The 22,466-nt window shown below is 73.2% G+C and carries 25 protein-coding genes; 16 read left to right on the top strand and 9 right to left on the bottom strand.

Going from position 1 to position 22,466, the window contains the following annotated elements:
* Positions 1 to 121: 121 nt before the first annotated feature.
* The 3 genes from KG102_RS17680 to KG102_RS17670 are packed head-to-tail and all read left to right on the top strand — an operon-like array spanning position 122 to position 2,100.
* On the top strand, positions 122 to 535 hold the full coding sequence (locus tag KG102_RS17680) for a DUF5684 domain-containing protein (protein WP_208214832.1): 414 nt from the start codon (positions 122 to 124) through the stop codon (positions 533 to 535).
* A gap of 57 nt (positions 536 to 592) precedes the next feature.
* Positions 593 to 1,390, top strand: coding sequence for a putative protein N(5)-glutamine methyltransferase (locus tag KG102_RS17675; protein ID WP_208290208.1), 798 nt, complete (start codon positions 593 to 595; stop codon positions 1,388 to 1,390).
* Entirely contained in the window at positions 1,387 to 2,100 is a 714-nt protein-coding gene (locus KG102_RS17670; RefSeq protein WP_208290209.1) for a DNA alkylation repair protein, read from the top strand. Before KG102_RS17675 ends, KG102_RS17670 begins: the two co-directional genes overlap by 4 nt.
* Here the strand turns inward: KG102_RS17670 and KG102_RS17665 are convergent.
* On the bottom strand, positions 2,090 to 2,488 hold the full coding sequence (locus KG102_RS17665; protein WP_208214835.1) for a VOC family protein: 399 nt from the start codon (positions 2,486 to 2,488) through the stop codon (positions 2,090 to 2,092). The two genes, KG102_RS17670 and KG102_RS17665, sit on opposite strands and share 11 nt — an antisense overlap.
* A gap of 62 nt (positions 2,489 to 2,550) precedes the next feature.
* Here KG102_RS17665 and KG102_RS17660 point away from each other — a divergent pair, with 62 nt between their 5' ends.
* From KG102_RS17660 to KG102_RS17650, 3 genes are all read left to right on the top strand, one after another.
* On the top strand, positions 2,551 to 3,501 hold the full coding sequence (locus KG102_RS17660) for a helix-turn-helix transcriptional regulator (protein WP_208290210.1): 951 nt from the start codon (positions 2,551 to 2,553) through the stop codon (positions 3,499 to 3,501).
* A gap of 108 nt (positions 3,502 to 3,609) precedes the next feature.
* Positions 3,610 to 5,028 (top strand): HNH endonuclease signature motif containing protein, encoded by a 1,419-nt coding sequence (locus KG102_RS17655; protein ID WP_208290211.1) that lies wholly within the window; start codon positions 3,610 to 3,612, stop codon positions 5,026 to 5,028.
* 157 nt (positions 5,029 to 5,185) lie between these two features.
* Positions 5,186 to 5,596 (top strand): DUF3224 domain-containing protein, encoded by a 411-nt coding sequence (locus KG102_RS17650; RefSeq protein WP_208213209.1) that lies wholly within the window; start codon positions 5,186 to 5,188, stop codon positions 5,594 to 5,596.
* 4 nt (positions 5,597 to 5,600) lie between these two features.
* On the opposite strand, the gene KG102_RS17645 is transcribed toward KG102_RS17650, so the two are convergent.
* Positions 5,601 to 6,176, bottom strand: a complete 576-nt coding sequence (locus tag KG102_RS17645) for an SRPBCC family protein (protein WP_243885005.1) — start codon at positions 6,174 to 6,176, stop codon at positions 5,601 to 5,603.
* Positions 6,177 to 6,308: 132 nt separating this feature from the next.
* On the opposite strand from KG102_RS17645, the gene KG102_RS17640 reads away from it, so the two are divergent.
* Together KG102_RS17640 and KG102_RS17635 are read left to right on the top strand one after the other, a co-directional pair.
* Entirely contained in the window at positions 6,309 to 6,809 is a 501-nt protein-coding gene (locus KG102_RS17640) for a hypothetical protein (RefSeq protein ID WP_208213208.1), read from the top strand.
* 151 nt (positions 6,810 to 6,960) lie between these two features.
* Positions 6,961 to 8,850: an adenylyl cyclase gene (locus tag KG102_RS17635; protein ID WP_208290212.1), complete on the top strand. Its 1,890-nt coding sequence runs from the start codon at positions 6,961 to 6,963 to the stop codon at positions 8,848 to 8,850.
* Positions 8,851 to 8,870: 20 nt separating this feature from the next.
* Here KG102_RS17635 and KG102_RS17630 read toward each other — a convergent pair whose 3' ends face one another.
* The 3 genes from KG102_RS17630 to KG102_RS17620 all read right to left on the bottom strand — a co-directional run bounded on the left by KG102_RS17630 (position 8,871) and on the right by KG102_RS17620 (position 10,488).
* Positions 8,871 to 9,479 carry a TetR/AcrR family transcriptional regulator gene (locus tag KG102_RS17630; protein ID WP_208290213.1) on the bottom strand — a complete coding sequence of 203 codons (609 nt, stop codon included), beginning with the start codon at positions 9,477 to 9,479 and terminating at the stop codon, positions 8,871 to 8,873.
* Complete coding sequence (locus KG102_RS17625) at positions 9,476 to 9,988, bottom strand: DoxX family protein (protein ID WP_243885007.1); 513 nt, start codon at positions 9,986 to 9,988, stop codon at positions 9,476 to 9,478. The genes KG102_RS17630 and KG102_RS17625 overlap by 4 nt, the downstream gene beginning before the upstream one ends.
* A 74-nt stretch (positions 9,989 to 10,062) precedes the next feature.
* Positions 10,063 to 10,488 (bottom strand): hypothetical protein, encoded by a 426-nt coding sequence (locus KG102_RS17620; protein WP_208290214.1) that lies wholly within the window; start codon positions 10,486 to 10,488, stop codon positions 10,063 to 10,065.
* 123 nt (positions 10,489 to 10,611) lie between these two features.
* On the opposite strand from KG102_RS17620, the gene KG102_RS17615 reads away from it, so the two are divergent.
* The 4 genes from KG102_RS17615 to KG102_RS17600 are packed head-to-tail and all read left to right on the top strand — an operon-like array spanning position 10,612 to position 14,224.
* Entirely contained in the window at positions 10,612 to 11,043 is a 432-nt protein-coding gene (locus KG102_RS17615; RefSeq protein WP_208290215.1) for a YciI family protein, read from the top strand.
* Positions 10,967 to 12,292 (top strand): RNA polymerase sigma factor, encoded by a 1,326-nt coding sequence (locus KG102_RS17610; RefSeq protein ID WP_208290216.1) that lies wholly within the window; start codon positions 10,967 to 10,969, stop codon positions 12,290 to 12,292. Before KG102_RS17615 ends, KG102_RS17610 begins: the two co-directional genes overlap by 77 nt.
* Before the next feature lie 13 nt (positions 12,293 to 12,305).
* Positions 12,306 to 13,559, top strand: coding sequence for an MFS transporter (locus KG102_RS17605; RefSeq protein WP_243885009.1), 1,254 nt, complete (start codon positions 12,306 to 12,308; stop codon positions 13,557 to 13,559).
* A gap of 23 nt (positions 13,560 to 13,582) precedes the next feature.
* Complete coding sequence (locus KG102_RS17600) at positions 13,583 to 14,224, top strand: GNAT family N-acetyltransferase (RefSeq protein ID WP_208290218.1); 642 nt, start codon at positions 13,583 to 13,585, stop codon at positions 14,222 to 14,224.
* On the opposite strand, the gene KG102_RS17595 is transcribed toward KG102_RS17600, so the two are convergent.
* The 3 genes from KG102_RS17595 to KG102_RS17585 form a co-directional block, all read right to left on the bottom strand.
* Complete coding sequence (locus KG102_RS17595) at positions 14,208 to 15,401, bottom strand: RNA polymerase sigma factor (RefSeq protein WP_208290219.1); 1,194 nt, start codon at positions 15,399 to 15,401, stop codon at positions 14,208 to 14,210. The genes KG102_RS17600 and KG102_RS17595 overlap by 17 nt on opposite strands.
* A 15-nt stretch (positions 15,402 to 15,416) precedes the next feature.
* The gene (locus tag KG102_RS17590) at positions 15,417 to 15,758 is read right to left on the bottom strand and encodes a YciI family protein (protein ID WP_208213200.1); all 342 of its coding nucleotides are present in this window, start codon (positions 15,756 to 15,758) and stop codon (positions 15,417 to 15,419) included.
* Between the two features lie 80 nt (positions 15,759 to 15,838).
* Positions 15,839 to 16,675 (bottom strand): aldo/keto reductase, encoded by an 837-nt coding sequence (locus KG102_RS17585; RefSeq protein ID WP_208290220.1) that lies wholly within the window; start codon positions 16,673 to 16,675, stop codon positions 15,839 to 15,841.
* A 144-nt stretch (positions 16,676 to 16,819) separates the two neighbouring features.
* Between KG102_RS17585 and KG102_RS17580 the strand changes: the two genes are divergently transcribed.
* The 4 genes from KG102_RS17580 to KG102_RS17565 all read left to right on the top strand — a co-directional run bounded on the left by KG102_RS17580 (position 16,820) and on the right by KG102_RS17565 (position 21,710).
* A complete protein-coding gene (locus KG102_RS17580) occupies positions 16,820 to 18,133 on the top strand; it encodes an FAD-binding oxidoreductase (RefSeq protein ID WP_208290221.1) in 1,314 nt (437 codons plus the stop codon).
* Between the two features lie 123 nt (positions 18,134 to 18,256).
* A complete protein-coding gene (locus KG102_RS17575) occupies positions 18,257 to 20,194 on the top strand; it encodes a penicillin-binding transpeptidase domain-containing protein (protein ID WP_208290222.1) in 1,938 nt (645 codons plus the stop codon).
* An 8-nt stretch (positions 20,195 to 20,202) separates the two neighbouring features.
* A complete protein-coding gene (locus tag KG102_RS17570) occupies positions 20,203 to 20,760 on the top strand; it encodes a sugar O-acetyltransferase (RefSeq protein ID WP_372438436.1) in 558 nt (185 codons plus the stop codon).
* On the top strand, positions 20,760 to 21,710 hold the full coding sequence (locus KG102_RS17565) for an LLM class flavin-dependent oxidoreductase (RefSeq protein ID WP_208290223.1): 951 nt from the start codon (positions 20,760 to 20,762) through the stop codon (positions 21,708 to 21,710). The genes KG102_RS17570 and KG102_RS17565 overlap by 1 nt, the downstream gene beginning before the upstream one ends.
* Here KG102_RS17565 and KG102_RS17560 read toward each other — a convergent pair.
* Entirely contained in the window at positions 21,707 to 22,393 is a 687-nt protein-coding gene (locus tag KG102_RS17560) for a DUF899 family protein (protein ID WP_208290224.1), read from the bottom strand. The genes KG102_RS17565 and KG102_RS17560 overlap by 4 nt on opposite strands.
* Positions 22,394 to 22,466 lie beyond the last annotated feature (73 nt).

Here is a 22,466-nt window from a genome sequence, read left to right as displayed (position 1 = left end):
TGTCGCCAGCAACGGTAGGAGCAGGACGTTGTGGAGGCAATTTCTCGATCCGGGAGGCCTGGCGTGAGACGGTCGGCGAACCTCCTGCGGTCCGCGAGCGTTTGCCACTACTGTCCCGCGCATGATCACTTCTCTGGCCACCGCGGTGGCGAACACGACCGCAGTCGACCCCGGCCCCGGCCCGTTCATCGCCGGAGTCATCGGCTACCTCATCACCGCGTTTGCGCTGATGGGAGTCTTCCGCAAGGCCGGCGAGCCCGTGTGGCAGGCCTTCGTCCCGATCTGGAGCTCGATCGTCCTGATCAAGGTCGCCGGCAAGCCCATGTGGTGGATCGTCCTGTTCCTGATCCCGATCGTGCAGATCGTCGTCATGGTCCTCGTGATGCACGGCCTGTCGACCTCGTTCGGTCACGGGGCGGGCTTCACCGTGGGCCTCGTGCTGCTCAGCGTCGTCTTCCTGTTCATCCTCGGCTACGACTCGAACCGCTACCAGGGCGCCGCCGGCCGCGAGCCGGTCGGCTACGCCACCGTCTGACCCGTCCCACTACGCGCGCCGGGCACCTCGGTGCCCGGCGCGCGTAGTCTGCCCGCCGTGTCCCTGACCCACCCGGAGCTCACGGCCGCGCTGCGGGCCGCGGGCTGCGTGTTCGCCGAGGACGAGGCGTCCCTGCTCCTCGCGGCCGCGGCCGGCCCCGAGCTCGAGCGGCTGGTCGAGCGCCGGATCGCCGGGGAACCGCTCGAGGTGGTCGTCGGCTGGGCCGAGTTCTGCGGGCTGCGGATAGAGATCGACCCCGGCGTGTTCGTCCCGCGACGCCGGACGGAGCTGCTGGTGCGGGAGGCGGTGCGGCTGGCGCCGTCGGCACCGCTCGTCGTGGTGGACCTGTGCTGCGGGTCCGGTGCGCTCGGCGTCGCGCTCGCGCACCTGCTCGACCCGGTGTCGCTGTACGCCGCCGACGTGGACCCCGCGGCCGTCCGCTGCGCCCGACGCAACGTGGGCGCCGTCGCGGGACAGGTCTTCGAGGGAGACCTGGACCAGCCGCTGCCCGCCTCGCTGCGCGGCCGCGTCGACCTGCTCGTCGCCAACGTGCCGTACGTGCCGACCGACGCGATCGCCCTCATGCCCCCCGAGGCGCGGTTGCACGAGCCGACGGTCACGCTCGACGGCGGCGCGGACGGGCTCGCGGTGCTCCGTCGGGTCGCGGCGGTCGCGCCCGGGTGGCTGGCGCCCGGCGGTCACCTGCTCGTCGAGACCAGTGAGGCGCAGGCGCCCGCCGCGGCCGACGCGTTCACGGCGGCGGGGCTGGTGGCGCGGGTGGCTCGCGACGAGGACACCGAGGCGACGGTCGTCGTCGGGATCCTGTCGGTGCCGCAGGGCACCATCGACGGATGAGCGAAGCCGTCGACCAGCTCGTGGCGCTCGCCGATCCGGAGCGGGCGGCCGGGATGGCGCGGTTCTTCCAGACCGGCCCCGGGCAGTACGGCGAGGGCGACGAGTTCCTCGGCCTGTCCGTGCCGCAGGTGGTTGCGGTGGCCAGGCGGCACCTCGGGCTGCCCGTCGCCGCGCTCGAGGGCCTGCTCGACGACCCCCGGCACGAGGTCCGGCTGCTCGCGCTGAAGATCATGGCGCTCGAGTGCGCCGCCCGGCGGACCTCGTCGCAACGGCGTCGGGAGCTGCTCGACCTCTACCTGCGGCGGACCGACCGGGTGAACGGCTGGGACCTGGTGGACGCCAGCGCGCCGGACGTCCTCGGCCGCGCGGTGCTCGCCGGGCTGCCGGCGGACGTGCTGTACCGCCTGGCCCGGTCCCCGGTGCTGTGGGAGCGGCGCATCGCGATCGTCGCGACGTTCCCGCTGATCCGCGCGGGCGACCTCGACCACACGTTCGCGCTGGCCGCCCTGCTGGAGGGCGACCCGCACGACCTCCTGCACAAGGCGGTCGGGTGGATGCTGCGCGAGGCGGGCAAGCGCGACGAGCCGCGCCTGCTCGCGTACCTCGACGAGCACGCCGCGACCATGCCGCGCACGGCACTGCGCTACTCGCTCGAGCGGCTCTCCCCCGCGCTGCGGGCGCACTACAGGGGAGCGCGGCTCAGCCGGTGATCTCCAGCCAGTGCGGGTTGTGCATGATCCCCAGGAGGTTGCCGAACGGGTCCACCACCGATGCGGTGACGAAGCCCTCGCCGCGCTCGCGGATGCCCTCGTGCTCGGTGGCGCCGAGGGCGAGCAGGCGCGCGAGCGTCGCCTCCAGGTCGTCGACGTGCCAGGACACGACGGCGCCGCTCGGGCCGCCTGCGCCGGGGACGTACCGGCGGTCGATGATCCCGAGCTCGTCGAGGTGGTCCCCGATCCGGAACTCGATGTAGCCCTCGCGCGTGAAGTACGGCTCGAAGCCGAACAGCTCGGTGTACCAGGTGCGGGCGGCGTCGAGGTCGTCGGCGAAGAACGAGACGTTGGCGAGGCCGCGGAAGGTGTGCGTCGTTGTGGTCATGACACCCACTCTTCCCGCGTAAGTGCTCACCTCCTGAGCGCTTTGTCGCGCATCCTTGAGTCATGCGTGCCGACCGTCTGGTGGCGACCCTCCTGCTGATGCAGTCCCGGGGCCGGGTGACCGCCGCCGAGGTCGCGCAGGCGCTCGAGGTGTCGGTCGCGACCGCGCGGCGCGACCTCGAGGCGCTGTCCACGGCGGGGATCCCGGTCTACCCGCAGCCGGGGCGCGGCGGCGGGTGGTCGCTGGTCGGCGGGGCCCGCACCGACCTGACCGGCCTGACCGCGTCCGAGGCCCAGGCGCTGTTCCTCCTGGTCGGGTCGTCGAGCGGGCGGTCCGCCGACGCCACGTCGGCCCTGCGCAAGCTCGTGCAGGCGCTGCCCGCCACGTTCCGCGCGGAGGCCGAGGCGGCCGGGCGGGCGGTCCTGGTGGACCCGGCCGGGTGGGGCTCGTCGGCCCGGCCACGGGCTCCCTGGATCGACGAGCTGCAGGGGGCCGTCGTGCGGCGACGCCAGGTGTCCCTGACGTACGCGGGGCGGGCCGGGCCGTCCGCCCCGGTGGTGGACCCGTGGGCGCTCGTCGACAAGGGCGAGGTCTGGTACCTCGTGGCGGGCACCCCGGGCGGTCGGCGGACGTTCCGGCTGGACCGGATCCGGTCGCTGAGCGTCCTCGACTCGCCCGCACCGCGCCCCGACGGGCTCGACGTCGCCGCGATCTGGGAGTCGGTGGTCGACGAGGCCGAGCAGCGGCGCTCACGCGTCGCCGCGACCGCCCTGACCAGCGCCTTCCTGGTGGGCGTTCTCCGGGGCCAGTTCGGCCGGCACCTGACCGAGCTCGGGCCCGCCGAGGACGGACGGGTCAGGATCCGGGTCGCGTCGCACACCGCACGGTCCGTCGCGGAGAAGCTGGCCGGCTTCGGTGCGGCGGTGGAGGTCCTGGAGCCGGCGTCGGTGCGGTCCGAGCTCGCGGCGCTCGGGGCCGAGCTGGTCGAGCGGTACGCGGCCGCCGATCCGTGACCGACCGGCGTCGTGGTGCGCCGGAGCCGCAGGCCAGCGGCGGTGTCAGTGGCCGGTCGTACATTTGTTCTATGCCCGATATCGGGTGGTTCCCGCGAGGTGAGGGAGATGGTGGCGATGACGGCGACGCTGCTGGACGGGCGCCTCGACGCGGCCGACGTCCCGACCACGATGCCCGCGAGAGTGCGCGTGGCGGGCCTGGCTGATCTTCCCGAGCCGTCCGTCGCTGGTGGGGATGTGGGCGTGCTGGCCACGATGCTGGGGTCGGTGGCTGTCGCGGACCTGTCGGACGTGGCGCTGGTGAACGCGGTGGCGGCGTGGCAGCGGGTGCTGAACATGGCTCAGGCGGCGCAGGCGGAGGTGGTTCGCGAGATCGAGGCTCGCACGGTCGATGCTCTGGCACGGGTTCCCGACGAGCTCGCGTGCGCGCTGGTGTGCACCCGCAGGGCCGCGCAGGACCTGTTCCTGCGCGCCTGGGGCGCCGGGCAGCATCCCGCTGTGGCCGACGCGTGGGCGGCCGGCGCCATCGACGCGCGCAAGGTCGACGTGATCCTGGCCGAGACGGCTCAGGTCGAGGCGGGTGCCGTGCGCGCGGTGGTCGCCGATGCCGTCGAGCAGGCGGTCGAGCTCACCGCTGCCCAGCTGACCCGTCACCTGCGGGCGAGCGTCATCGGCAGCGACCCCGCCGCGGCCGAGGCGCGTCGGGTCGCCGAGCGCGCGCGGCGCGGGGTGTTCCTGGACCTGGCCCCCGACGCGATGGCCCGCCTGATCGCCTACCTGCCCGCCGCCGAGGCCACCGCGGCGTTCACCGTGATCGACGCCCTGGCCGGGAACGGCGCCCCGGACAGTGACCCCCGCCCGATCGACCAACGCCGCGCCGACGCCTTCGCCGACGTGTTCACCACGATCCTGGACCGCCAGGCCACGCTGGACGGCACCCCGCTGCCCAGCCGACACGGGCAACGCGCCGCACTGCAGGTCAGCGTCGCCGCGACGACCCTGCTCGGACTGGACGACCACCCCGCGACCCTCGGCTCGTACGGCCCGATCCCCGCCCAGGTCGCCCGCGAGCTCGCCCAGGACGCCACCTGGCGCCGCATCCTCACCGATCCCGCCGGACAGGTCTGCGCCGTGGGCACCACCGCCTACCGGCCCGGAGCGGACCTGACCCGCACCGTCATCGCCCGCGACGTCACCTGCACCTTCCCCGGCTGCCGCCAACCCGCCACCCGTTGCGAGCTCGACCACCGCATCCCCTACGACCACTCCCAGGCCCGACGCGAGCACGACGCCGACCCCCAGACCTGCCTGGAGAACCTGCACGCGCTGTGCAAGCACCACCACCAGGCCAAGACCACGGGCTGGTGGCAGGTCACCTGGGACAAGAACACCGGCATCTCCACCTGGACCGACCGGCACGGCCTGACCTACGCCCGCCACCCCATCCCCGTACACACCACACCCACCGCCGCCATCCACCGACCCCCACCACCCCCACCACCCGACCCCGGCGACCCACCCTTCTGACGGTCGGGTGCACCCACCCTTTCGACGTCCGGGTGCCCGAGTGTCGCGGGCGCCCGGCGGCGACCTCCTCGGGGCGACCCGACGTCGGCGACCCACCCTTCTGAGCCGTGCCGGTTCTCGCCTGGGCCGTGTCGGTGCTCGTCGCTAGCGTTCAGGGATGGTTACCGAGGGGACATTCACCGTCAGCGGGTTCACCGGTGTGCCGATTGCCGAGGACGTGGAACCGGTCCGCACGGCGCTGGCGGTGGGCCTGGCGACGATGGTCAAGGAGTACGTCGGCGGGATCGAGGGTCGGTCGACGACGCTGTTCACGTCGGCCTACGACGCGGAGCGCGGTGTCGGCACCTACGTGGCGATGGAGTCGTTCGAGGGCAGCATCGACGGGCGCAGCGGCACCTTCAACTACGCGCACTCCGCGTCGACGCACGGCGCGGACCGTTACGACGAGCACCTGGTGATCGCGCGGTCGAGCGGCACGGGGGAGCTGGCGGGCATCTCCGGGGGCGGCGCGATCGTGATCGACGCCGACGGAACGCATCGGCTGCGGCTCGACTACACGCTGGACTGAGCGTCTACCGGCTGGACTGAGCGTCTGCGCGGCGGGCGTGCTCGGCCTCGGCGAGCGCCGCGAAGGTGCGCAGCTGCTTGCGCATCATCACCAGGTCGCCCCAGGCCAGCAGCCGGTCGCGCGCGGTCAGGAATCGCCTGGCCAGGGGTCGCCCGGCCGGAGCGCCGCCGCGGACCACGCCCAGGAGCCGGCTGCGCGTGGGCCCGACGGGGACGACGACGTAGCTGAGCGCGATGTCGCCGAACGCTCGCGTCCCGACCCCCGGTGCCACGCGGAGCGTCAGGTGCTCGTCGGGGACGAACGACGCGATCGTGAAGACCTTGGCGACCACCTGCCCGACCTGCAGGTCCCAGCACCAGGGCAGCGGCCGGCGCGGGCTGCGTCGGCCCCCGTTGTCGATCCAGTCGTAGCTGTAGGGCGCGGCGCGCAGCTGGGACACCCATCGGTAGACGACGTCGGGCGGGGCGGCGACGTCGACGCCGCGCAGCAACCGGTACCCCGGCTCGCGCGGCAGGTCGTCGCACGGGTAGGCGCGGTCCCGCTCGGCCGCGGTCACACCCCAGCTCGTGGCGATGCTCATCGGCCGGCCCCCTGTCGTCGCGCCCCACGCTAGGACGGCGCACCTCCCCGGCGCCCCGGGGTCACAGCCGGTTCTCAGGGACCGTGGGTCCGTCCCGCTACGCTCACCAGCGGTGCCGACGGAAGGATGCCCATGGACGAGCCCTGGTACATCGTGGTGGCCACGCTCGGACCGCTGGCGGCGGCGCTGGGCGCCATCGGTGCGCTGACCGTCGGCATCCTGACGGTGCGGCAGCGCAGCGCGGCGGACGCCCGGGCGCAGTGGTGGGCCCGCGTGCAGTGGGCGGTGGACCTGACGTTCCAGTCGGACGAGGCCAGGCGCTCGGTCGGGTTCGACGCGCTGGCGCTGCTCGCGTCCTCCCCCCTGGCCGGTCCCGACGACGACGCCTTCCTGGCAGGGCTGTCGATCGACGTGCTGGACGCCGTCCAGGACCGCGCGACGGTCGACGATGTCGACTTCGTGCCGGCCGCCGACCCGGCCCCGGTGCGCCCGTCGAGCGCGCGCGCGGTGGTCACGGTCACGCGCTCCGAGGTGGCCGCGGCGCGGCTGCGCGTGGCGACCGACCGCGGCAGGGGCGCGGCGACGCCGTCGTGGATCACCCGGCTCGCGCAGGCGGGCACACCCGGAGACTGAGGTCGGCAGACCGCTGTTGACACGTGCCAACGGCTGAGTACGTTTTGTCGTGGCCGACGACACTTGTCCGGTTCCGGCGCCAACGACGGTGCCTCCTCGCGCGCGGGGACCCGTCTTGCGACGTGCCCTGTGCGGAGAAAGGTCCCACCCCGTGCTCCCTCGTAGACACCGCTCCACCCACCGGCGCAGGCGGACGGCGACGGTGCTCGCCGCCGCGCTGACCGTGGCGCTGGTCCCCCTGGTCGCGGCGCCGGCCCAGGCGGGTCCCGCCCAGGCGGCGGCCGTCGACCTCGGCCCGAACACGATCGTGTTCGACCCCAGCCAGCCGATCGAGCAGATCCAGGCGACGGTCGACGCCATCGCGACCCAGCAGGTGCCGGCGCACTTCGGCGAGGACCGGTACGCGCTGCTGTTCAAGCCGGGCACGTACGGAACCCCGGCGCAGCCGCTGCGCTTCGAGGTGGGCTACTTCACGGAGGTCGCGGGCCTCGGCCAGGATCCGGGCGACGTGGTCATCAACGGCGCGATCGAGGTCTACAACCAGTGCCTGCCGGTCCCGGAGGGCGCCGACCCCAACTGCATCGCGCTGGTCAACTTCTGGCGCTCGCTGTCCAACCTGACCATCCAGTACGCACCCGGGGACGCCGACGGCTGCCGCAGCTCCGCCAACTTCTGGGCGGTCTCCCAGGCGGCCCCGATGCGGCGGGTGAACGTCACCGGCGCCAACCTCAGCCTCATGGACTACTGCACCGCCGGGCCGCAGTACGCGTCGGGCGGCTTCATCGCGGACTCGACGCTGCCGTTCGTGACCAGCGGCAGCCAGCAGCAGTTCCTGGTGCGCAACGGCTCGGTGGGCGGCTGGAGCAACAGCGTCTGGAACCAGGTGTTCGCGGGCGTCCAGGGCGCCCCGGCCACCGACTTCAGTCCCGTGGTTGGCGAGCCCAAGTACACGACGCTGGACACCACGCCGGTCTCCAAGGAGAAGCCGTACCTCTACGTCGACGACGCCGGCCGGTACAGCGTCTTCGTCCCGTCGGCGCAGAAGAACTCCGCGGGCGCCACCTGGGCCGCGGGCAGCACGCCCGGCAGGTCGATCCCGCTGAGCAGGTTCTTCGTCGCCAAGCCGGGGGACAGCGCCGCGAAGATCAACGGCGCCCTGGCGCTGGGCAAGAACGTGCTGTTCACGCCGGGCGTCTACCACGTCAACCGGACGCTCACCGTGCCGTGGCCGAACCAGGTCGTGCTCGGGCTGGGCCTCGCGACGATCATCCCGGACAACGGCGTCGTGGCCATGCAGACGTTCGACGTCCCGGGCATCGACATCGCCGGGATCATGTTCGACGCGGGCCCGGTCAACTCTCCGGCGCTGCTGCAGCTGGGCACCAAGGTGTCGTCGCTCGACGCCCGGCTGAAGAGGCCGCTCCTGAGCAGCGCCGACAACCCCACGGCGGTGCAGGACGTCTTCTTCCGGATCGGTGGCGAGGCCGTCGGCAAGGCGACCCAGAGCCTGGTGGTCAACACCAACCAGACGCTCATCGACCACACGTGGGCGTGGCGGGCCGACCACGGCACGGGCGTCGGCTGGGACCTGAACACCGCCGAGACGGGCGTGCTGGTCAACGGCAACGACGTCACGGCCACCGGCCTGTTCGCCGAGCACTACCAGAAGTACAACGTCATCTGGAACGGCGAGCGGGGCAGGACGGTCATGTTCCAGAACGAGCTGCCGTACGACCCGCCGGACCAGGCGTCCTGGCAGCACGACGGCGTCAACGGCTGGGCCGCCTACAAGGTCGGCGACAAGGTCAAGGTGCACGAGGCCTGGGGCATGGGCGCGTACATCTACACCAACGTGAACCCGACCCTGCACGCCACCCGGGCGTACGAGGTGCCGGTCACGCCGGGCGTGCGGCTGCACAACGTGCTGACCGTGTCGCTGAACGCCGCGGGCACGATCGACCACGTGGTCAACGACACGGGTGACCCCGTGACGCCGACCTTCGCGGGCCCGAGCACGGTCCTGGAGTGGCCCGTCCCCTGAGTGTTCTCGGGCGAGTGCTCTCAGGCCGCGTGGAGGACGGCCAGGCCTGCGCGCCGCAGCGCCTGGCCGACCTCCGCGGGCTCGACCCCGACGCCGGTGGACATCGCGCCGTCCCGCAGCAGGACCAGCTGCGCCGCGACGGAGTGCGGGTCCGCGACGCCCAGGTCGGCCGCCAGCTCCTCGGCCACGCCCCGGAGCCACTCGCGGTGCCGCTCGGCGACCGCGCGGACGGGGTGGGTGACCTCGGGGTATTCGGCGGCGGCGTTGAGGAACGGGCACCCGCGGAAGCCGTCGCCGCACAGCTGCGCCTCGAGCTGGGCCGCGTAGGCCGCCAGGACCGACCGCGGATCGTCCGGGTGCTCGGTGCGCCATAGGGTGACTGCCTGCCGCTCGGCCGCGGCGACCGTCTCCAGGTAGGCCTCGACGAGGCGGTCCTTCGTCGGGAAGTGGCGGTAGAAGGTCACCTTGGTGACGCCGGCGTCGGCCATGACGGCGTCGGCGCTGACCGCGCGGATCCCCTCCAGGTAGAACCGCGGCGCGGCCGCGGCCAGGATCCGGCGCGCGACCTCGGACTGCCCCCCGTCGCGGGTCGGCCGCCCGATCACGGGAGCGCTCAGCTCGACCGTCATCGCTCGAGGGCGACGACGGGGTCCGCCGCCAGCGCGGAACGGAGCGAGCGCCAGGCGCCGGTGGACCACAGGGCCCAGAGCACCAGCAGCGGCTGCCCGAGCAGGCGGACGGCCCGCGCCGTGTCCGACTCGAGCCCGAAGGCGTCGGTCCGCGTGACCAGCTGCGAGATGTTGCCGGGGAAGATCGCCACGAAGAAGCCGGCGACGACCCACCCGACGGCCGCCCGCCGCCGACCGGGCGCAGCGAGCAGCGCGGCACCCAGCGCGATCTCCATGACGCCGGACACGACCACGACGGCGTCCGGGTCGGCCGGGAACCACGTCGGCACCTGTGCCTGGAACTCCTCGCGCGCGACCGTCAGGTGAGAGGTCCCCGCGAGCGCGAGGGTGGCGCCGAGCCAGAGGCGCCCGACGGTCCGCAGCACACCGCTGCGCCGGGTGGGCGGTGCCGCGACGACGTCGCCCCGGAGCACCGTGACGAGTGCGCGAGCGGTCCGCGCGGCGTTCATGCTGCGGCGTCCGTGGTGGTGGTCAGGCGCACCGGGGCCTCCTTGGTAGACGAACCAGTCCACCTAACGTAGGCCTAGGCGTCGGGGAGCGCGATCCCGAGGATCCGGCGCTGCGGGGCGCGCAGGGTGTCGGCGCCGGGCTCCGGTCCGGGGAAGTCGCCCGCGTGGGGCGGCCCGACCCACAGCCGCCACCCCTCCTCGGCGCGGTACACCTGGCCCGTGGTCGCGAGGCGCGCCCGACCGGCAGCGGCCACCTGCGCCCGCACGGCCTGGTCCCACGACGGCGGCACGAACCCCACGACGTGGTTGCGGCACACCACCAGGGCGCGGCCGCCGTGCTCGGTCTCGAGCGTGAGGTCGACCCGTACGGGTTCTGCCGAGCTGCGCTCGGCCGCGGTCAGCGCTCCCGTGAACGCGGCCTGGAGCGCGACGGCCTCGCCCGCGACGAAGCCGTCGCCCACGTCCGCCAGGACCGCGCCTCGACGCGCGAAGAGCTTCATGGGTCCAGCGTCCCACCGGTGCCGCACAGATCCCCGCGATTCGTCGCGACCCGCTGTCGAAGCCGTCGTTGCCCGTTCGACGACACAGGTGAAGGCTCGAACCACCCAACGAAGGAGAGCACCATGAAGGTCCTGGTCATGATCAAGGGCGACGGCGCCGACGAGGACAAGATCACCCCCACGGACGAGATGTTCGCCGAGATGAACGCCTACAACGAGCAGCTGGTGAACGCCGGGATCATGCTCGCCGGCGAAGGGCTGCAGCCGAGCAGGGCCGGCGCCAAGGTGGTGTGGGAGACCACCGGTGAGGTCTCGGTGGTGGACGGCCCCTTCGCGGAGGCCAAGGAGATCATCGCCGGCTACTGGATCTGGCAGGTCAGCTCGCTCGACGAGGCCGTCGAGTGGGCCAAGCGCTGCCCGTCCACCGAGGGGTTGCGCTCGGTGCTCGAGATCCGTCCGTACTTCGAGATGGAGGACTTTGCCGCGATGGTCTCGCCCGAGACCCTCGAGCGGGAGCAGGCGCTGCTCGACCGGCTCAAGGAGCGGCACGGTTGACGCGCGGCGCACCGTCGAGGTCGTCTTCCGGATCGAGTCGCCGCGGCTCGTCGCGTCGCTGACCCGCCTGGTTCGGGACGTCGCCCTGGCCGAGGAGCTGGCGCAGGACGCGTTCGTCGCGGCGCTCGAGCAGTGGCCGGTCAGCGGCGTCCCGGACGTCCCGGGCGCGTGGCTCATGGTCACCGCACGGCACCGCGCGATCGACCTGGTCCGGCGCGAGCAGAACCGCGGCGCCAAGTACGCCCTGCTCGCGTCCGGGTCGGCCGACGAGGCGGGGGCGGACAGCATCGTCGACGAGCCCATCGGCGACGACCTCCTGTCGCTGGTCTTCCTCACCTGCCACCCGGTGCTGCCGCGCGAGTCGCGGATCGCGCTCACGCTGCGGCTCTTCGGCGGGCTCACCACCGAGGAGATCGCCCGCGCTTACCTGGTCCCGTCGCCGACCGTCGGGCAGCGGATCTCGCGGGCGAAGCGCACGCTGGCCGAGGCGAAGGTGCCGTTCGAGGTGCCGCAGGCGGACGCGCTGCCGGAACGCCTGGGGTCCGTGCTCGAGGTCATCTACCTCGTGTTCACCGAGGGGCACGCCGCGACCTCGGGTCCGACGTGGGTGCGCCGCGACCTCGCCGACGAGGCGATGCGGCTGGGCCGCGTGCTGGCGGGGCTCCTGCCGCGCGAGCCGGAGGTGCACGGGCTCGTCGCGCTCATGGAGCTGCAGGCGTCGCGCTTCGACGCCCGCGGCGACGGCGTGCTGCTGCAGGACCAGGACCGCAGGCGCTGGGACAGCACGCTGATCGAGCACGGTCTCCGGGCGCTGGACCGCGCGACGACGCTGGGCAAGCCGCTGGGTCCGTACACGCTGCAGGCGGCCATCGCGGCGCGCCACAGCCGGGCACCGACGTTCGCCGACACGGACTGGGAGGCGATCGTGGCGCTCTACGACGCGCTCGCGCAGCTGACCCGGTCACCCGTGGTCGAGGTGAACCGGGCGGTCGCGATCCTGCACGCCGACGGGCCGCAGGCCGCGCTCGCGGCGATCGACGCCGTCCGGCACGACCCGCGGCTGGCGCGCTACCACCTGCTCGGCGCGGTGCGGGCGGACGTGCTGGCCAGGCTCGGTCGGGGCGACGAGGCGGCCGACGAGCTGGAGAGCGCCGCGGCTCTCGCGCCGACGCAGCGCGAGCGGAACCTGCTGATGGCCAGGGCGGCGGCCCTCACCGAAACTCGCGTGCACGATGTCGGAGGGTACTGACAGCATGACGGCCATGAGCGAGCCGCACGAGGTCCCGGCCGTGGACCGACCGGGATGGCGCCGCCAGACCACCCTCTTCCTGACCGGGCAGACGATCTCGCTGTTCGGCTCGATGCTCGTGCAGTACGCCGTGATGTGGCACCTGACCCTGGAGACCAAGTCCGGCGGGATCATGGCGCTGTACGCGGTGTTCGGCTTCCTGCCGCAGGCCGTGATCTCGATCTTCGGCGGAGTATGGGCGGACCGGCTCGACCGCAAGAAGCTGATCATCGGCGCGGACGCGACCATCGCCGTCGTCACGCTGGCGCTGGCGATGTTCATGGCGGCGGGCGCCACCGACCTGTGGCTGATCTTCGTCGCGATCGCCATCCGCTCGGCCGGCGCGGGCATCCAGATGCCCGCGGTCGCGGCGCTGCTGCCGCAGATCGTGCCCACGGACAAGCTCATGCGCGTCAACGGCATCCACGGCACGATCCAGTCGGCCATGATGCTGGTCGCCCCGGCCGCGGCGGCGGCCGTCTACGCGAACATGTCGATCGTCGCCGTGTTCTACATCGACGTCGTGACCGCCGTCATCGGCATCGGCCTGCTGCTGGCGGTGACGGTGCCGCGGCTCGTGCGCTCCTCGGACGGGCGGCTCGGCTACTTCGACGACCTGGTCGGCGGGCTCAGGTACGTCGCGTCCCACGCGTTCGTCCGCTGGGTGCTCGTCCTGTACGCCGTGGTGTTCGTGCTCATCGTCGCGCCGTCGTTCCTCACGCCGCTGATGATCGTGCGGACGTTCGGCGAGGAGGTGTGGAAGCTGACCGCCAACGAGCTCGCCTTCAGCATCGGCATGGTGCTCGGTGGTGCGGCGGTCGCCGCGTGGGCGGGGACCTGGAACCGGGTGCGGATGATCCTGGTGTCCACGGTGGTGTTCGGTGGCCTCTCCATCGGTCTGGGGCTGTCCACCAACATCTGGGTGTTCTTCGGCTTCATGTTCCTGCTCGGGCTGTCCGTCCCGGCCTTCTCCACGCCCTCGTACACGGTGCTCCAGGAGACCGTCGAGCCGGAGATGCAGGGCCGCGTGTTCGGCTTCGTCGGCATCGTCATGGCGCTGTCCATGCCGTTCGGCATGGCGGTGTTCGGGCCGCTCGCGGACCGGTTCAGCGTCGAGTCGCTGCTCCTCTGGGCCGGGGTCGCGCTGCTGCTGGTGGTCGCGCTCGCGTCGGCGGTGCCCGGTGGGCGCCGGGCGATGAAGGCCGCCGACGAGCACGCCACGGTGTGAGCGCCGTCGGGCAGGATGACCGGATGCTCGCGCCCTTCACGCTCAGCGGCCGCCACGTCCGGCTCGAGCCGCTGTCCCTGGACCACGTCGACGGGCTCGCGGCGGCCGCCGCGCAGGAGCGCGGGAGCTACGCGTTCACCTGGGTGCCGGACGGTCGGGACGAGACGCGCGCGTACGTCGAGGGCGCGCTCGAGCACGCCGCCGGCGGTCGCGCGGTGCCGTTCGCGGTGCGCCGGCTCTCCGACGACGCGATCGTCGGGAGCACGCGGTTCCTCGATCTCGAGGTGTTCCAGGACCCTGCGCCGTGGCCGCCCGGCATCGGCGTCGGCGGGGCACCGAGCGACGGGAACCCACCGTCCGTCGCCGAGATCGGCAGCACCTGGTACGCCGCCTCGGCGCAGCGGACCGCGGTCAACACCGAGGCCAAGCTGCTGCTGCTGACGCACGCGTTCGAGACGTGGGGTTCGCTGCGCGTGACCCTGAAGACCGACGCGCGCAACGCGGCCTCGCGGGCGGCGATCGAGCGGATCGGCGGCCGGTTCGAGGGGGTCCGCCGCGTGCACACCGTCGCCACCGACGGCGGCCTGCGCGACACCGCGTACTTCTCGATCGTCGCCGCGGAGTGGCTGGCGGTGCGCACGGGACTGCTCAGCCGGCTGGGCTGAGCGCGTCGCGGGCCCCTGTCAGGAACGCCCGCTCCGCGTCGTTGGTGACCAGGGCCAGGGCCTCGTCGTAGGCGGCGACGGCCGCCGCACGCTGGTCCAGACGGCGCAGCAGGTCCGCGCGGACCGCGTGGAACAGGTGGAAGCGGTCCAGGGGCAGCCCGTCCACGAGCGCCAGCCCCGCCGCTGGCCCCTCCAGCTCCGCGACCGCGACCGCGCGGTTGAGCGCGACGACCGGGCTCGGCGCGATCGACATGAGCTGGTCGTAGAGCTGCACGATCTGCCGCCAGTCGGTCCCGGCCGGTTCGCTGTGCACGGCCTGCATCGCGGCCTGGAGCTGGTAGGGGCCGAGGTGGTCGCGGCGCAGGCACCGGCGCACGAGCGCGCGACCCTCCGCCAGCCGCGCGGCATCCCAGAGGGAGCGGTCCTGGTCACGCAGCAGCACCAGCCCGCCCGTGGCGGACACGCGCGCCTCCCGCCGCGCATCGGTGAGCAGCATGAGGGCCAGCAGGCCGAGGACCTCGGGCTCGTCGGGCATGAGCTCCACCAGCACCCGGCCGAGCCGGATCGCCTCGGCGCACAGGTCGTCGCGCGTCAGGTCACCCGAGCCCGTGCTGAACACCAGGTAGACGACGGCCAGCACCGCGTGCAGCCGGTCGGGCAGGTCGGCCTCCGACGGGACGCCGTACGGGATGCGGGCGTCGCGGATCTTGCCCTTCGCCCGGACCAGGCGCTGCGCCATCGTCGCCTCCGGCACGAGGAACGCGCGGGCGATGTCCGCCGTGCTCAGGCCGCCCAGCAACCGCAGCGTGAGGGCGACCTGCGCCTCGGCCGACAACGCCGGGTGGCAGCACGTGAACAGCAGCCGGAGCCGGTCGTCGCGCACGGGTCCCTCCGGCGGGTCGTCGTCTCGCTGGTGCAGCAGGGCCGCCTGCGCGTGCCGGTCGTCACGGGACGCCTCCCGACGGAGCCGGTCGATGGCCTTGCGCCGGGCCGTGGTGATGATCCAGCCGGCCGGGCTGGGCGGGACGCCGTCGGCCGGCCAGCGCCGCACGGCCGCGACGAACGCCTCCTGGACGGCCTCCTCGGCGACGTCCAGGTCACCGAACGAACGGGTGAGGACCGCGACCGCGCGGCCGTGCTCCGCGCGGAAGACCCGCGAGATCGCGTCCTCGTCCACTCGTCACCGGCCGGGCTAGTAGCGGAAGGGCCGGACCTCGATGGGCAGCCCGGCGGCGAGCGCGAGCCGGCCACCCCAGTCGAGCGCGGCGTCGAGGTCGTCGACGTCGATGATGGAGAAGCCGCCCAGGTGCTCGCGCGCCTCGACGAACGGGCCGTCGGTGGTGAGCACCTCGCCGTCCTTGGCGCGCAGGACCGTGGCGGTGCTCGGGTCGTGCAGACCCCCCGCGTAGACCCAGATACCGGCCTCCCGCATGGACCGGTCGACCTCGCCGACGGCCTGGAAGATCGGTTCGAGGACCTCGGGGGCAGGCGCCGGCCCGGCGGGTTCCATCACGCTCAGCAGGTAGTGGCTCATCACGGCCTCCTCGGTGTGCGGCACCGGCCCTGCGCCGGCTGCTCACCCCTCATACGAAGGGCGAGCAGCCGGATCGACACCTAGCTGGGAACGTAGTCGAACGTGTCCGGGTCCGGGCCGGTGCGCTCGTCGCGGTTCAGCCCGGTGATGTCGGCGATGTCGACGTCCGACAGCTCGAAGTCGAAGATCGCGAAGTTCTCCTCGATGCGGCTGCGCGTCACCGACTTGGGGAAGACGATGTCGCCGCGCTGGATGTGCCAGCGCAGGGTGACCTGGGCGGGGGTCTTGCCGAGCGACTCGGCGATCCGCACGATCGTCGGGTCGTCGAGCACCTTGCCCTGCGCGATCGGGCTCCACGCCTCGGTGGCGATGCCGTGCTCGGCGTCGAACGCGCGGACCGCGTCCTGCGTCAGGTACGGGTGCACCTCGATCTGGTTCACGGCAGGCGTGATCGTGCTCTCCGCGTGCAGCCGTCGCAGGTGCGTCGGCTGGAAGTTGGAGACGCCGATCGACTTGGCGCGACCCGACCGGTAGAAGTCCTCCATGGCCTTCCAGGTCTCGACGTAGTTGCTCACGGTCGGCAGGGGCCAGTGGATGAGGAACAGGTCGACGTACTCCAGGCCGAGCGTGTCCAGCGTCAGGTCGAACGCGGCCGCCGCGACCTCCGGGTCGTGCGAGTCGTTGTTCAGCTTGCTGGTGATGAAGACCTCGTCGCGGGACAGGCCCGATGCCGCGAACGCCTCACCGACGCCCTTCTCGTTGCGGTACATCTGCGCCGTGTCGATGTGGCGATAGCCCACCTCGAACGCCTGCAGGACGGCGTCCTTGGTCTCCTCGGGGTCGATCTGGAAGACGCCGAAGCCCAGCTGGGGGATCTCGACGCCGTTGTTCAGGGTGATGTTCGGAACTGTCGTCATGCCCCCTATTCGACCCTGTGCGAGCGCGATGTGCCCGTCGGGGAGCCGCAGCGGGCTGCATGTCTGCGGTGAGCGGAAAGATCGTGCCCGCACCGCCTCGCTCGTGGAAACCTGCCATCACATCGACCGCAGAGGAGCACAGCCATGCCACACGCCCTGATCTCCCTGGTGGACGGACCCGTCCTGACCGCCGACGACGACGGGTTCGCCGACGAGGTCGCCCCCCACAACCGCGCGGTGACCAACGCGCCCGACGTCGCGGTCGGCGCCACCAGCACGCAGGACGTGGTCGCGGCCGTGCGCTGGGCCGCCGAGCAGGGCGTGCCGCTGGCGGTCCTCGCCACCGGTCACGGGGCGACCCGTCCGGTCACGTCCGGCGTCCTGCTCACCACCCGCCGGCTCGATGCCGTGAGCCTCGACCCGCAGGCGGGGGTGGCCACGATCGGCGCGGGTGCGCGGTGGACCGACGTCATCCCGGTCGCCGACGAGCACGGCCTGACGCCGGTGCCCGGCTCGTCGACGAACGTGGGCGTCGTCGGTTACCTGCTCGGCGGGGGCCTCGGCCCGTTCGCCCGGAGCCACGGCTTCAGCTCGGACCGTATCGAGTCGCTCACCGTGGTGACCGGGACGGGTGAGGTGGTCGAGGCGTCCGCAGACGAGCACCCCGACCTCTTCTGGGCGCTTCGCGGCGGCAAGGTCGGGCTGGGCGTGGTGACGCAGGTGCGCCTGCGGCTCACGTCGATCCCCGAGCTGTACGCGGGGTCGCTGTTCTTCGACGCCGAGGACGTCGAGGCGGTGCTGCGGGGCTGGCTGGCGTGGACCTCGACCGCCGACGCCGTGACCACCACCAGCGCGGCGATCCTCGCGTTCCCGGACATCGACCCGATCCCGCCGTTCCTGCGCGGCCGGACGGTGCTGAACCTGCGGGTGGCGCGGCCCGGCGACGAAAGCGCCGGGGCGGCGGCGACCGCTCCGCTGCGCGCGCTCGCGCCGGCCTTCCTCGACACGGTCGGGGTGCTGCCCGTGGCGCGGTCGGCGGAGATCCACAACGACCCGGTCAACCCGGGGCCCAGCTGGGTGCGCGGGATCATGCTCGGCCACGGCGACGACGACCTCGCGCGCACCTGGCTGGGGCTGGTCGGCCCGGGGACCGGGAGCCCGTTCGTCGCGGCCGAGCTGCGGCACGTCGCGGGCGCCGCGGGGGACGAGGCCCCGGGCAGCTCGGCCGTCGCCGGGCGCTCGGCGGCGTTCGTGGCGTCGCTCGTCGCCGCCGGGCCGCAGCTCGGCTCGGCGGCACCGGCCGCGGCCGAGGCGGTCGCGCAGGCACTCGCGCCGTGGACGGCGCCCGAGCTCAACCCGAACTTCGCCGGCAGCGCTGCGGCGGTCTGGGACCCGGCGACCGCGGAGCGGCTGGCCGGGGTGCGCGCCACGTACGACCCGGCAGGGCTGTTCGGATGAGGCTGGGCTGTTCGGATGAGCCGGCCTGCGAAGGAGTGGTGAAGGCTGCGCGGTTCGCGCACGCCGCCGCACCCCCTGGTGGGAGGCTCACCGGGGCGCTCCGCAGCATGACGAGAGGACAGCATGAAGTTCGCACGTGAACGGGTGGCCGGCTGGCGACGCAGCGTGGTCTGCGGGATCGCTCTGGCGGCCGTGGCCGGGAGCCTGACGGCGTGCAGCCCTGAGCCGCCGGGACCCGAGAGCGCGACCGCAGCACTCGCCGCGGCCCTCACGTCGGGCGACTTCAGCGAGGTCCCGTTCGCCGGGGGCGAGGCGGATGTCGCCGCCGCGACCGCCGCCAGGACCGCGGCCTACGAGGGGCTGGCCCCGTGGGAGCCTGCGGTCAAGGTCGTGTCGACGACAGTGGAGGGCGAGGAGAAGGACACCGCCGAGGTGACCCTCGGCTACACCTGGGACGTCAACGCGAGCGACGCCGACTGGACCTACGAGACGCACGCGAGGTTCGCCCGGGACGAGGAGGACCTCTGGCACGCCACGTGGTCCCCGTCCCTGCTGGCTCCCGACCTGGTCGACGGTGAGATCCTCACCGTCCAGCGCCTCCGCGCGGAACGCGCCAACGTGCTCGGTGCCGGCGGTGCCGTGATCGTCGAGCCCCGCACGGTCCACCGGCTCGGCATCGACAAGACGCAGGTCGCCGCCCCGGAGCAGGACGCGGCGGCACGCACCCTCGCCGGGATGCTCGGGATCGACCCCGACACGTACGCCGGGTCGGTCACCGCGGCGGGCGAGAAGGCCTTCGTCGAGGCCATCACGATCCGGGACGGAGACCCGGCCTACGACGTCCGCGCGCTCGCCGCGCTGCCCGGCGTGCACGACGTGGTCGACACGCTGCCGCTCGCGCCGAGCCGCCGGTTCGCCCGGCCCATCCTCGGCTCGGTCGGCGTGGCCACGGCGGAGATCATCGAGAAGTCCGACGGCGCCGTCGTCGCCGGGGACCTCACCGGCCTGTCCGGCCTCCAGCGGCAGTACGACGCGCAGCTGCGAGGGCTGCCCGGCCTGACGGTCACGGCCTCGCAACCGGACGGAGTGGCCCCGCGGCAGCTGTTCTCGGTCGACCCCACCCCCGGGACGCCCCTGACCACCACGCTCGACGTCCGGCTGCAGGACGCCGCGGAGTCGGTGCTCTCCACGGTCACGCCCGCGAGCGCGGTGGTCGCCATCCGGCCCTCGACCGGTGAGGTGCTCGCCGCGGCCAGCGGCACCGGCGGCGAGGGCATGTCCACCGCGACCCTCGGGCAGTTCGCCCCCGGCTCGACGTTCAAGGTGGTCTCCGCACTCGCGCTGCTGCGCTCCGGGCTCACCGCGGACAGCGACACGACGTGCCCGGCGACCGTGTCCGTCGACGGCCGGTCGTTCACCAACTTCCCCGAGTACCCGACCGACAAGCTGGGCACGGTCCCGCTGCGGACCGCGTTCGCCTACTCGTGCAACACCGCCTTCATCTCGGCGCGGGACACCGCGGACCAGAAGGCGCTGATCGCGGCGGCCGGCTCGCTCGGGCTGGACCCGAAGGCGACCCTGGGCTTCCCCGGGTTCCTCGGCGACGTGCCGGGCGACTCGGACGGCACCGACCACGCGGCGTCGATGATCGGCCAGGGCCGCGTCCTGGCCTCTCCGCTCGGCATGGCGACGGTCGCCGCCTCGGTGGCGCGCGGGGCGACCGTGGTGCCGCGACTCGTGCTCCCGGCCGAGGAGACGGCCACCCCGGCGCCGGCTCCTGCGGTCCCGTTGACGGCGGCCGAGGGCGCGACGCTGCACGAGCTCATGCGCGGGGTCGTGGCCGAGGGCGGCGCGACGTTCCTCCAGGACGTCCCCGGCGAGGAGGTGGCGGCCAAGACCGGCACCGCCCAGTTCGGCCCGGCGGACAACCTGCAGAACCACGTGTGGATGGTCGCGATCCAGGGCGACCTGGCCGTCGCGGTGTTCGTCGACGTCGGCGAGTACGGGTCGACGACCGCCGGGCCTCTGCTGGAGCAGTTCCTGGTGGCGGCGCAGGGCTGAGCGGCACCGTGGACAAGCGCACGCAGTACGAACGCATGGTCGCCGGCGACTGGTACGAGGCCGACGCCGAGATCAGCGCACTGACCAGCGCCGCGCAGGCCCGTGCCGAGCGCTTCGCGCAGGCCGTCAGGGACGGCGACGACGACGCCGTCGACCGGCTGCGTGAGCTGCTCGGCTCGCTGGGCGAGGGCTCGTGGATCCGCCCGCCGCTGTTCGTCGACCTGGGCGTGCACCTGCACCTGGGTGCGCGGTCCTTCGTCAACTTCGGTCTGGTGGCGCTCGACGTGGCCGCCATCCACATCGGCGACGACACGAAGATCGGCCCGAACGTCCAGCTGCTGACCCCGGTCCACCCCGTCGACCCCGAGCCGCGGCGGAACAAGCTGGAGGCGGCCAAGCCGATCACGATCGGCAACAACGTCTGGCTCGGCGGGGGCGTCATCGTGTGCCCGGGCGTGACCATCGGCGACAACACGGTGGTCGGCGCCGGGGCGGTCGTCACCAAGGACCTGCCCGCGAACGTCGTGGCCGTCGGCAACCCGGCCCGCGTGATCAAGGAGATCTGATGACCGAGCGCGCCGTCGGCGTCATGCTGCCGCGGGACCTGCCCGCACACCTGTTCCGCACCTTCGCCGAGCGGGCGGAGGCGCTCGGCTTCGACGAGCTCTGGGTGGTGGAGGACTGCTTCTTCCGCGGCGGCATCGCGCAGGCCGCGGCGGCGCTCGCGATGACCGAGCGCATCCGGGTCGGCATCGGCATCCTGCCCGCCGCGGTGCGCAACGCGGCGTTCACCGCGTTGGAGGCGGCCACCCTGGGAGAGCTGTTCCCGGGCCGGATCGATGTCGGCATCGGGCACGGGATGCCGGGCTGGATGCGGCAGGTCGGCGCCTGGCCCACGAGCCCGCTGACTATGCTCGAGGAGCACCTCGACGCGGTGCGTGCGGTGGTGCGGGGCGGCCGGGTGGACGCCGACGGTCGCTACGTGTCGCTGGACGGCGTGGACCTGAACACTCCGCCGGCCAGCGTGCCGCGGGTGCTCGCGGGGGTCCGCGGGCCGAAGTCGCTCGCGCTCGCAGGACGGGCGGCGGACGGCACGGTCCTGGCCGAGCCCGTCACGCCCGAGTACGTCGCGGAGGCCCTGCGACACATCGCGCCCACGCGGGAGCACCGGATCGTGGGCTACTGCGTGGCGGCGGTCGACGACGACGCGGCGCGGGCGCGCGCGACCGCCCGGCCTGCCCTGGAGTGGATGGGCGAGCCCGACTGGGACGTGCACATCGCCCCGCTGCCGTTCGCCGACGAGTTCCGGGCGCTGCGGGCGGCGTCCGCCACGGGCGCCGAGTTCGCCGCGCGGATGCCCGACGCGTGGGTGGACCAGCTCGCCGTCGTCGGCACCGTGGTCGACGCCCGCGCCCGCATCGGGCAGCTGCACGACGCGGGCGTGACCACGGCGGTGCTCCTCCCGGTGGGCCCCGACCCGCTGGCCGCACTGGAAGGCCTCGCGCGGGTCCTCTAGGAGGTCGGCGTGACGCCCGGCCGGGTCCACTGCGGGATCGGGCGCCCGTCGCGCATGAACCAGCTCTGGGTCGGGTCCTGCGGCCAGCCCTCCGGGGAGTCCTCCCACTCCTCCTGCCGGCCGTACGTGGTCAGGTCGAGGAGCTGGAGGGCGGGCATCATCACCTCGACGCCGCGGCCGTCCGTCTCGAACGTCTGGAAGACGCGGTCGCCCACGCGCAGGTAGGCGTTGAGCCAGCCGTCCGAGATGCCGGGGGAGTCGACGCCCTCGAGGGAGTACCAGGGGGCGGTGTACCCCATGAACTCCCGGTACGGCGCGAACTCGTCGTACGGGCCCTCGCACCAGATCGCGAACGACACTCCCCTGGCCTCCAGGTAGGTGGCGTCCTGGAAGTTCCAGAGCGTCGCGGTGCACCCCCGGCACTGGCCGGCGAAGCCCTTGCCGTGGTGCCACATGTGCTTGAGCGTGAGCAGCTGGTCGCGGCCCTCGAACATGTCGAGCACGGTTCTCGGGCCGTCGGCGCCGAGCAGCGTGACGCCGCCGTCGACCTCCACCATCGGCAGGCGCCGGCGTTGGGCGGCCAGCGCGCTGCCGGCGCGGGTGTGGGCCTTCTCGCGGACCAGCAGCTCGTCGCGCTCGCGCTGCCAGGTGTCGCGGTCGACGATCGGGGGCGTTGCGGTCATGGGTGGGCTCCTTGAGGATGTCGTGGTCGGTCCCCAGTACTGACGAGCCAGGCCGTCGACGTCATCGGTCTGC

This window comes from Cellulomonas fengjieae (genome assembly GCF_018388465.1).
GTDB lineage: Bacteria > Actinomycetota > Actinomycetes > Actinomycetales > Cellulomonadaceae > Cellulomonas > Cellulomonas fengjieae.
This window is presented reverse-complemented; position numbering and strand designations above follow the sequence as displayed.